This window comes from Fodinicola feengrottensis, from assembly GCF_039530045.1.
Classification (GTDB): Bacteria; Actinomycetota; Actinomycetes; order Mycobacteriales; family HKI-0501; genus Fodinicola; species Fodinicola feengrottensis.
This window is the reverse complement of sequence record NZ_BAAANY010000023.1, coordinates 209,383-218,584: the sequence shown is the minus strand read 5'-3', so window position 1 is coordinate 218,584 and position 9,202 is coordinate 209,383. Positions and strand designations below refer to the sequence as shown.

The 9,202-nt window shown below is 60.2% G+C and carries 16 protein-coding genes; all 16 read right to left on the bottom strand.

Annotated elements, in window-relative coordinates:
* Nucleotides 1–4: 4 nt before the first annotated feature.
* Complete coding sequence (locus ABD301_RS42745) at nucleotides 5–307, bottom strand: DUF6221 family protein (RefSeq protein WP_486320499.1); 303 nt, start codon at nucleotides 305–307, stop codon at nucleotides 5–7.
* Entirely contained in the window at nucleotides 304–567 is a 264-nt protein-coding gene (locus ABD301_RS29255) for a DUF7246 family protein (RefSeq protein WP_163571070.1), read from the bottom strand. Before ABD301_RS29255 ends, ABD301_RS42745 begins: the two co-directional genes overlap by 4 nt.
* Nucleotides 564–770, bottom strand: coding sequence for a hypothetical protein (locus tag ABD301_RS29250; RefSeq protein ID WP_163571072.1), 207 nt, complete (start codon nucleotides 768–770; stop codon nucleotides 564–566). The genes ABD301_RS29255 and ABD301_RS29250 overlap by 4 nt, the downstream gene beginning before the upstream one ends.
* Nucleotides 771–1,014: 244 nt before the next feature.
* Nucleotides 1,015–2,892 carry a DNA polymerase gene (locus ABD301_RS29245; protein WP_344313551.1) on the bottom strand — a complete coding sequence of 626 codons (1,878 nt, stop codon included), beginning with the start codon at nucleotides 2,890–2,892 and terminating at the stop codon, nucleotides 1,015–1,017.
* A 1-nt stretch (nucleotide 2,893) separates the two neighbouring features.
* Nucleotides 2,894–3,475, bottom strand: coding sequence for a hypothetical protein (locus ABD301_RS29240; RefSeq protein WP_163571078.1), 582 nt, complete (start codon nucleotides 3,473–3,475; stop codon nucleotides 2,894–2,896).
* Nucleotides 3,468–5,963 carry a phage/plasmid primase, P4 family gene (locus ABD301_RS29235; protein ID WP_344313550.1) on the bottom strand — a complete coding sequence of 832 codons (2,496 nt, stop codon included), beginning with the start codon at nucleotides 5,961–5,963 and terminating at the stop codon, nucleotides 3,468–3,470. Before ABD301_RS29235 ends, ABD301_RS29240 begins: the two co-directional genes overlap by 8 nt.
* Nucleotides 5,964–6,160: 197 nt before the next feature.
* On the bottom strand, nucleotides 6,161–6,448 hold the full coding sequence (locus ABD301_RS29230; RefSeq protein WP_163571083.1) for a hypothetical protein: 288 nt from the start codon (nucleotides 6,446–6,448) through the stop codon (nucleotides 6,161–6,163).
* Between the two features lie 6 nt (nucleotides 6,449–6,454).
* A complete protein-coding gene (locus ABD301_RS29225) occupies nucleotides 6,455–6,664 on the bottom strand; it encodes a hypothetical protein (RefSeq protein WP_163571086.1) in 210 nt (69 codons plus the stop codon).
* Complete coding sequence (locus ABD301_RS29220; RefSeq protein ID WP_163571088.1) at nucleotides 6,661–6,852, bottom strand: hypothetical protein; 192 nt, start codon at nucleotides 6,850–6,852, stop codon at nucleotides 6,661–6,663. The genes ABD301_RS29225 and ABD301_RS29220 overlap by 4 nt, the downstream gene beginning before the upstream one ends.
* A gap of 210 nt (nucleotides 6,853–7,062) precedes the next feature.
* On the bottom strand, nucleotides 7,063–7,251 hold the full coding sequence (locus ABD301_RS29215) for a hypothetical protein (protein ID WP_344313549.1): 189 nt from the start codon (nucleotides 7,249–7,251) through the stop codon (nucleotides 7,063–7,065).
* Nucleotides 7,248–7,391, bottom strand: coding sequence for a hypothetical protein (locus tag ABD301_RS29210; RefSeq protein ID WP_163571090.1), 144 nt, complete (start codon nucleotides 7,389–7,391; stop codon nucleotides 7,248–7,250). Before ABD301_RS29210 ends, ABD301_RS29215 begins: the two co-directional genes overlap by 4 nt.
* A complete protein-coding gene (locus ABD301_RS29205; protein WP_344313547.1) occupies nucleotides 7,384–7,713 on the bottom strand; it encodes a hypothetical protein in 330 nt (109 codons plus the stop codon). Before ABD301_RS29205 ends, ABD301_RS29210 begins: the two co-directional genes overlap by 8 nt.
* Nucleotides 7,710–7,853, bottom strand: coding sequence for a hypothetical protein (locus tag ABD301_RS29200; RefSeq protein ID WP_163571091.1), 144 nt, complete (start codon nucleotides 7,851–7,853; stop codon nucleotides 7,710–7,712). Before ABD301_RS29200 ends, ABD301_RS29205 begins: the two co-directional genes overlap by 4 nt.
* A 19-nt stretch (nucleotides 7,854–7,872) precedes the next feature.
* Nucleotides 7,873–8,349, bottom strand: a complete 477-nt coding sequence (locus ABD301_RS29195; protein WP_163571093.1) for a hypothetical protein — start codon at nucleotides 8,347–8,349, stop codon at nucleotides 7,873–7,875.
* A gap of 4 nt (nucleotides 8,350–8,353) precedes the next feature.
* Nucleotides 8,354–8,731 (bottom strand): hypothetical protein, encoded by a 378-nt coding sequence (locus tag ABD301_RS29190; protein WP_163571095.1) that lies wholly within the window; start codon nucleotides 8,729–8,731, stop codon nucleotides 8,354–8,356.
* Nucleotides 8,728–9,129 (bottom strand): hypothetical protein, encoded by a 402-nt coding sequence (locus ABD301_RS29185; protein WP_344313546.1) that lies wholly within the window; start codon nucleotides 9,127–9,129, stop codon nucleotides 8,728–8,730. Before ABD301_RS29185 ends, ABD301_RS29190 begins: the two co-directional genes overlap by 4 nt.
* Nucleotides 9,130–9,202 lie beyond the last annotated feature (73 nt).

The window sequence follows — 9,202 nt, the reverse complement described above, 5'->3', positions numbered from 1 at the left end:
CAGGTCATCCGGCATCGGTCGGTCCCCATTCGGGTCGATAGCCGGGACGGTCCGCGTACACCGATGTAAGGTCGCGGATCTCATCACACGGCCACGATTGGCCAACAGGGCCATACGTCTCAGTGCACCGGGCACAAAATGGGTCACCCGGAACAATTTCGCAAGACAAATGCCGTTCGAGGATGCGGCGGTTACGCGCTATCTCAAGGCTCAGACGCCGGGATAGGTTAACGCTGATTATGGCAGGCAACAGACGCGTGTCAGTCACGATGCAGACTGTCAGCCACTCCACCAGGTCATTCGTCATACGCTCGCCTTCGTCCTGTGAACTCGCGTGACGCGGTCGGCTCGGACCGCGCGTATGGGCTCTTTCTTGGATTGGCCGGTTAGGAAGATCTCGACAATGTCGATCCACTCGGCGACCGGCGTCTGTACGTGCTGGACCAGGCGCCAACGGCCGCGGAGGTTCTTGATAGAGAGGATCGTGCCGGCCTTTATCGTGCGGGTGCCGTGTTTGAATTCGGGGCTGTAAGTCCACGTTCCGGTTGGGGTTTCGCGGGTGGTCATGAGATGTCCACGTCGGGAAGTCGGAGCCAGGAGGCGGGCACCATCGCGCCGGTGTGCGCGGCGAGCATGTGCAGCTGCGCACCGTAGAAGGCGTCTTCCTGGTTGTCGTACGGGAATCCGGTTGCCGGGTGTGTGCGGCCTGGACAATGGTGCTCCCATGCCCAATGCTCCGGGCCGTTGCGGTAGACCTGCGCTTTCTTCACGGCAACTCCGCCGTGTCGTGTGTCTTGGTCAGTCGCAGAGCGCACTGCCAGCACGACCACCCAGTGATCGTGTAAACCACGGTCCGGTTTTCGCCTGCGATGGTAATACTGTCTCGGCTGAGCTGAAACACCGAGGCGTCTGCTTCTCGGAAAATCTCGAGGCTGACGAGCGAATGTACGGGCGCTTTAAGGATGCGCACGCGGTTGCCTACTCGCTGTAGTATGATCTCTCCGTAGCTCATGCTTAGCTTCCCTTTCGCCAATGGCGGCCTAAGATCTCTCCATCGGCCGAAATAGGTACGTCTAGAACTGTGGTGCTCATCAGCTCGCCCAGACGTTTTGCGTAGTCTGCGGCCAGGTCTTCGCGGACCTCTGAAATGATCTCGTCGTGTACTAGCAGAATTATCTGCTGCGTCATACCGGCGTCTCGCAGCCGCAGCAACGCATCCGCGAACACGTCACGGGCCACCGACTGGCAGATGAAATTCAGCGCGGCGTAGGATTTACCTGTATCCGTAGGCAGCTTGCGACCGGTGGGCGAGACTACGAAGCCGTTAAGGGTGGCTTCTCGCTGCAGCGCGCGACTGTAGCGTTTGATCTCTGGGTATACGCCGAAGAACTTACCCTGAACGTCGCCGGACTCAGCTAGCGAAAGGCCGGTCTGTTGACTGACCGCGGTCGGCCCGCCTCCGTAGACGCTGCCAAACGCAACTACCTTCAAAATGCCGCGCTGGCGTTTCGCCCACGGGTCGCCCTGTGTGATGCGCTCCGTAAAGTCGTCTCCGTAAATCATGGTGCCGGTTGTGTTGTGTAGGTCGCGACCATTAGCGATGGCGTCTTTCATAGCCGGAATATCCGCTAGGGCCGCGAGCAACCGTAGCTCCACCGCGGCGTAGTCAGACGCGACTAAGACGTGACCTGGTTCGGCAATGACACAGCGACGGAGCCGCACGTCCGATGCGGGCCACTGCTGCACGGGAATGTACGAGACACTCATGCGCGCGGTGCGGGCCTGTAGTGAGTTGAACTTCGGGTGTACGCGGCCCTTTACATCTGCACCGTCAAGCAACTTGCGTACGTAGCTCTGCCAGTGCTGAGCTCGTTTGGTATACATGACCGCTAGAGCAAGCGAGTTGGGCTCTCGGGTTTCGAGAGCCTCGCCCCAGTCCTTCACGTTCACATCGGCCAGGCGGCAGAGCACGAACTTGTCAGTCTTGACCTTGCCGCCGTCCGTGCGTTCCGGAATCTCTTCGCCCATCGCGAGAAGGGCCGCGGCCACCTGGTCACCTGAGTTAGCGTTTTTGACGCCGTATCGGGCGACCGCGTCTGCGTGTGACCGCTCCTCCTCGCGCAAGATCTCGAACAGGTCCGTTGCGTACGGTCGATCAATCAGCATCCCCTTTTGCTCGGGACGCATGACCTCGCCCTGAACCTGTCGCTCGAAGTTCAGCAGGCCGTACGACGGCGAGGGCTTCAGCGCCTTGTACAGGACCGGGAACAGCCGGGACAGCAGGATCACATCGAGACCGGCGTACAGCCAGTAGACTGGCTCTGTGAGGTCAACGAGACCCCAACCGAGCGGCTTCTTTTGGCTGTCCTTGATACCCCAACTTTGCGAGGCGAAGAAGTCGGCTAGCCCCTCTTGAGTGTCGGGTGACGCCGGGTCTACGTACACGTCGCATAGGTCTTTGAGCTTGTGACCCGCTGCGCCAGGCTGCCCCTTGGACCGCGGGTCCTCCAGCCGGCTGATAAGGCCCACGTCGACCATGCGTGACTGCAGCTCGACAGCGTCGTCTACCAACGAATCGACGCCAGCCGCCAGCGCGTCGAACGGTACGTTGAACCCGAGCATTCGTTTGTGTTTCGTGAGAATGTTCCGGGACGCTGATCGCGACCACTCGTCACGCTCGACGGGCAGCACGTACGCCACGCTGGAATTACCGAACTGTGCAAGACGTACGCGGAAGTCGGCGGCGAAATGGAGAAGGTGCGGGGTCTCCGTATCCACCGCAAGCAGCTGTTGCGCGAGGCTCCAACGCACGGCCTCGTCAGCGTCTGCCGCGGTTTCAACGAATCGGATTTGTACGGTGTCGCCGGCTAGTTGGTACGCTTGGGTGCGCACATCAGTAGCCCGCGTCCACGAGGGTCAGCGTTTTGTCGTCTTTGATTTCGTCCCATGCAAACACAACACGGTTACTGGTGTCGTCGACCGTCGTCGCGATGACCCATGCGTCCGGGCCGACCTTGATGTATGCCGGCCCGGTCCGGGTCGACACGAGCACGCTGCCAAGCTTCTCGGGCTCTTCGAGTTCGGGAACCGGCGGCGAGAGCGGGATTCCGTTTACGGAAATATCAGACAGGCCAGAGAGTAGGTACACAGTCACGTCGTCGTCGCCAGCGTAGCCGTAACCAGGAAAGTCGCCCACGGGAACAAATGCTTTGTCGGCCTGCTGAGCCGCGAAACACACAAACCTGATGCGGTCTCCGTCCTCGTCGTATGCCGCTTCGACCACCGTACCGAGTTTGATTTCCGGGGCGGCGGGTGGGAACATGAACTCTCGGTAACGGGTCTTGGCGTCGTCGTCCGTGTCCGCACCAAAGGCTCCGGTATCGTCGTACCGCCACTCGCCGTTGGCGTGCTTGGTGAGTACGCGGTCCGAGATTTTGCCGCGGGCCTTCGTGCCAGCCGGGTACGTGCTAGACATTGGCAACCTCTCCAAAGAGTTCGTCGTATGTTTCGGTGTCGGTCGATGGCGCATTTACAGACACGGGACGATCGTCGGCCACCGTGTCACGTTTGGTGCTCTTTCGAACGCCAACAAGGGTTTGGCCTTTCTCTCGACGTTCACGAGAGATGCCGCGCTCTTCCATGGCTCGGTAGAAGGTCTGGCGTTTCCAGACATCGGTACCTTTGAGACCTTCGCTGTCCGCCCAGTTGCAGTAGAGCAGATAGGCCTGATTACCCAGCACCACAGACGCGGGATCTTTTATCAGGCCCTCGGTCTCGCCGCCGGCCCAAGGGAAAAAGCCGGATAGGGCGTCGCTGGACTCTTTGTAGGAATCGACGGACGCGGTAATCACCATCGGTTCGCGTAACCCGTCCTCGTACCATTCTACCGCGCCACGCACCGCCCACGCTAGAATGCCGGCGGACTCTTTCTGTAACGTGCGTGACAGTTCCTGGTCACGTTCGTCCGGAGCGAACCAGCGCTCAAACGGGATCAGTTTCACACGGCGCCACAGGCCCTCGTCCTGGCCTTTCATCAGCGGTTTGTGGTTTGTCGCCAACATGATCAGGAATGAGGGTTTGAACTCGAAGAACTCTTGGCGCATGAATCGGGCTTGAACCAGATCTGAACCGGTGACCCGTTTGATAAGGGCTTCAGCGATATAGCGTCCTTGATCGCCTTCGCTAGCCATGACGAGTCGCGATCCCTTGAGGGCCGCCACATCGTTCGGGATGCCGCCTCCCGGCTTAGCCTCAAACGTCGAGAAGGCCGTAGTGACGGTGATCGCGCGGAACACTTGGGTGAGCGTCTCCGTGAGGACCGATTTGCCATTAGCGCCCTTTCCGTACAGCACCGCGAACATTTGCTCAGACGTGTGGCCGGTGATGCCATAACCGACCAACCGCTGCAGGTAGGGGACAAGCTCTGGGTAGTTCGGGAAGATCTCCGCCAGGAACCGCTCCCACCGTGGCGCTTTGGCGTCAGGGTCGTAAGTGACACCTAGCCGCCGGCTTAGTTTCATTTCGGGATCGGGGTCCACGAGCTCGCCGCGGCGCAAATCGAGCACGCCGTTCTGAACCGCGAGCAGATCTGGGCTGGCATCGAAATCGTTAATGTCGCAGTGGACACCGGACATGGCTTCCAGGTCCCGCACCATGGCAGCGATAGATGCGGATGACTGGGTGGTGTGCGCGAATTTGAGCCAGGCCTTCTTGTACGGGTGATCGGCCGGTAGCGATTGTGCATAGTAATACACGTCATCGGCGACCGCTTGGGCCTCCGTGCGGACCTGAGAGCGACCGTCGTGCGCCCAGTAGGATCCGTCCCACAGGAAGAAGCCGGCGGCATCCGTGTACCGCACAAGCCCGTTCAGCCGGTCGTACAGGCGCTTCGTGTTGCCTAGATCCGTGTGCGGGTGCCGGGCCACATAATCGAGCTCGCCGCCCGCGGAGTCTTCTTCTTCATTGTTGACTGTCTCGCGTACAGCGAACGGAACCGCGTCGCGGATAGCTTGATAGAGCAATCCCGCGAACTTGACCCCGTCGCGTTCATACCATTTAGAGAGGTCGTCGCCTGGTCCAGGCAACGCGAGACGGCGCGTGTCTATTCCGTGTGACGCTAGCGCTTCGCCCAGCCGGGTTGAGAAGGCGCTTCCGCTGTTGTCAGCGTCGCCGGCGAGGATCACGCGGCGGCCCTGCAAGTGCGGAGCCAGCATCTCGGCCAGAGACTGGTTTCCGTTGCTTGCGCCCGCCACCACGATCGCGTCATGACCGGCGCCAACCGCGGTCAGGCCGTCGCCAGGTCCTTCCGTGATGATGACGACATCGGTGTTAGCACCGCCGTGCAGGTAGGCGTGTTTGTGCCAGGGGACCTTGCCGGAATAGGCGTATAGGCCCGACCAGCGGACACGGTGAGACGTTAGCGCCCGCCCCTGCAAGCCGCGGGCAACGCCGTCGAAATCGATAAACGGAACCGTGATGCGCGGGACCTGACGGAACGTCGCTTTCGTGTATTCGAAGTCGATCGCGTCAGAGCCGGGATCGAGGCCGATGCGTAGGTCCGCGGCAAGCTCGGGGGTTATGCCGAATCGGCGGCGGAGATACTCCAGCGCAGAGCCTGCGAGCTCGCTTCCGTCGTGCAGGCGCTGGAGGGTTTCGTCTACATAGACCGCCAGCCTGGTTACGCTTTCCGCCGGCAAGTCCGCGGCAGGCACAGCCTGCTCCGGGATGCCCGCGGCTTGCCATCCCGTGACGTTGAATAAGGAACGCATTTGGATACCTGCGGCCTTGCAGATCTCCTCCGCGCTGCAGGCTTGCGATCGACACTTCAGGAGTAGGCTGTTGTTCTCTCCGCGGGCAATGCGCAGCGACGGGTCGTGGTCGCCGTGGGACGGGCAGATCGCGAGGAAGGCAGAACCGTCCGGCTGGACGCCGTCGAAGTGAGCCAGGATCGCTTGAAGCTTCATATCACCGCCTTAGTGCTTCTCATGCATGTCTCTCCAAACGAGGGCGGCCGGGTGGACGCCGCGGACTTGCTGTGAGGGCTGGGCTGACGAAAGCCCTGTCAAAATGTCGAACTGAACTGATTTCTAGGTCGATCTCGCAAGAAAACAAAATCCCTAGAGTTAATAGGGGGATGACGTTTTTTCGACATTTTGACAGGTCAGTCCCGCGTCTCGTCGAGCGAATCGCGCATCTTGGCGGCACGACGGATACCCATGTAGGGCAGAACGTCACGCATGACCTGGATAGCCGTCTCGCCGTACACGTCAGCGCGCCACGTGCGCTTGTTGCCGCCGCGGACACGGGTGCGCACCGACTTGGATTTCATGATCTCGGCAGCGCGCTCTACTACATCCTGATCGGCCATCTCGATTTGGATAGCGCGGCGACCCACCCAGCCTTCGCCCTCAATTAGGGCAGCGAGCCACGCGGCGTGATAACTGTTCATGTGCGATCACCAGTCATTAGCGGCTTCTTGTGACATTTCGAGATCGTCTATCCGCGCTTGCAGTGCCGGGACTTGAGACATACGACTGAGAATCTCGGCGCGGGCTTCCATGTCGCAGCGGCATTCGTCCGACTGGACCAGGCAAAAATCGACGGAGTCTTCGTAATGCTCCATCAACTCTGAGTCAGACATTTCGACGTACTCTTCAGCGCTCACAAGCAATCCGCCTCGTCTGGCTCTAGCGCGATGTCCTGAAACCGAACCTCGCCGGCCCAATCGCGCTCTGTTTCTCGGCGAGCTCCGCAGAGGTAACAGAATTCGATGGTGAGGGTGAGGCCGTCTTCAAGACGGTCTTCGGAGTCGTGCTCGAAGTAGTGCGGGCAGTCGTTCATCAGCGCCACCACCCCGTGTTGTTATTCATTTGCGCACTCTCCGTCTGACCTCGGCGCCGTGGAGCACTGCCAGGCCTATAGCGGGGGCAAACGCACCCCAGTTGGTTGTGTCGTAATCAGGCTCGCCGTCAACAACGAGCACCGCACCGCGGCCAAGGCGACCGATTTCGGCGGGACCTATTTCGCGTAGCTTGTCGCCGGCTAAGCGGTATACGCGGACGGTCACTGCAGCGGCCACGATGCGTCATACCCGCTGTCGTAACCCGCGTCGAAGGCTTCTTCAAGCCACCGGCGGATATCGGAGGGGTTTGGAAATTCTTCGAGGTCCGTCGCTAGGTCGTAAATACCTTCCGGGTAGTCCTTTTGATCGAACAGCCAGTTCTCAAACTGGCGGTTCTGGTGGGCGGTCATTCGTCGATCTTTTCCACGTCGCAAAGCTCGACAAAGCTTGGGTCGTCGTCGATAATTTGGCCGGCCAGCGCGTACGCCTCGTCTTCGTTCGCCGCGTCGACCTCGACGGCGCCGTCGAGCCGGATTAGGTATTTAGGCATCGGCCCGCCGATCAATAGCCTCGATCCATTTGACCGCAACCGCGGCCACCTGGATCAACTCCTCGCGAAGGCGGATAGGGTCGGATTCTGCGAATGCCTCGCACACTTCCTCGTCCAGCACGTGTCGGAAAGTCATCTCACTGCGGCCACGAGCCGCCTCGCATTCGAGCTTGGCGTCATTGGCGGCGTTCACCCAGAAGCCGCCACCGGTTCCGTCTGGCAGATTCTGAGCTCCCCACCGCTGGTCTTGGGCGTCGCGCTCATCTCCTACTTCTGCGAGAACGCGCATGGTGACGACGAACTTAGTCAGGTCAACGCTCATGGATAGATCACCTCTAGGTGGCCGAATTCTTCGCAGAGTTCTTGCCAGCTGTAGTAGTCGACGATGTCAGTGCCGTATGTGGACAGGTCCAGCCAGGCCGAACCACGACGCTCGAACCATGTCAGCCATTCATTGATCACGACGGCGCCTGGCGCTGGCTCACTCCCCGGCAGGCACATCGGGCTCGAACTCCAGATCCGCTAGCGCGTCAAGGTCAGCGGGCTCCCCGAACGGCCGCGGCACATCAATGCCGACATGATGGCAAGCGGCGTGTAGAAAAGTGCCGGCGGCGATGCGCGTGGCTGCGACGTAGTGCATCGCGAACTCGTTTGACTCTTCGATCTCTTCCGCCGAAAGACCTTGGGCGGTGCCGCTTTTCTCAAGGGCAACTCGCATGTAGGCGACAACGCGCTCGAACAGCTCGCTCACGGTCAATGCGATGTAGGCGGTTATCGGGTCGTGTCGCAGGTTGTAGCCAATGCCGCAGCCCTCGGTGAAGTTACGCGATATCTGGTCGATCTCCGCAGCCAACGTGTTATTGCCGGCGTACCGCATCTCGCGCTCGTCAGAGGTCTGCTCGGCGAACTCTTTCAAAGAGGCCATGTGCACGGCCCAAGGCACTTCATGTCCAGCCATTTGACTAGTCCTTCGACGTTAAGTACTCCATGAGACGCGGGTTGTCGCGGATGAGACTCAACAACGGCGCCTCCAACAGCCGGACGAGCCGCTCTTCTGCCGCTATCTGACCTGTCGAACCCTTGAAATAGGAACGGAAATCAGGTGATCCGCACACCAAAGCGAGTAGCGCGTGTAGCAGCTCGTGAACGGTCGTGAGACGCTGCACGGTCGGCGGATGAGCAGGGTTAACGGCGATCTCTCCCAGCCACGGGAAGGCAACTCCGTAGTCTTCGCTGTCGATGACCGAACCCTCTCGATCTACAGCGGCCTTCCAACCGACTCGCGTGGAGGCGACAGTGAAACTGATCGGGCCGACCTTGACTTTGCGCGGGGGTTTCACACGATCCCTGCAGCTTCGGCGCGTGCGCGTGCGAGTCGGTCATACTCCGCATGTGCCAGTACTGCGCTGGAGCCGCGAGCATGAATGAGCGTACGTACCCCGTTCCGCGTCTGGTACTTGCAGGTCTCCGAAACCACCTCTTCGGATTCGGTCTGGTCTCGAAGGACTCGACGCGAGTTGTGAACGGGTGTGCTGTCGTAGTTGCTGTCACTTACCGTGTGAATTTCGCCGACAGTCAACGGCTGGTCTAGCAACGGACGCTCTACTACTTCAGCGTCGTTGTACGTATCTAAGTTGATCTTGTCGCACGCGTCTTGAGCAAGCTCGCGCGTCGCGAAGATGTGTGTTACCTCGTAATCGGAATACGAGCCGCTCTCGACGGCATAGACATGTTGCATGTCTCTCCAAACGTGCGATGTAGCAGCCGGCCCGGCAGACCTTTGTCAGTACCGGACCGGCGCTCTGGTGTGC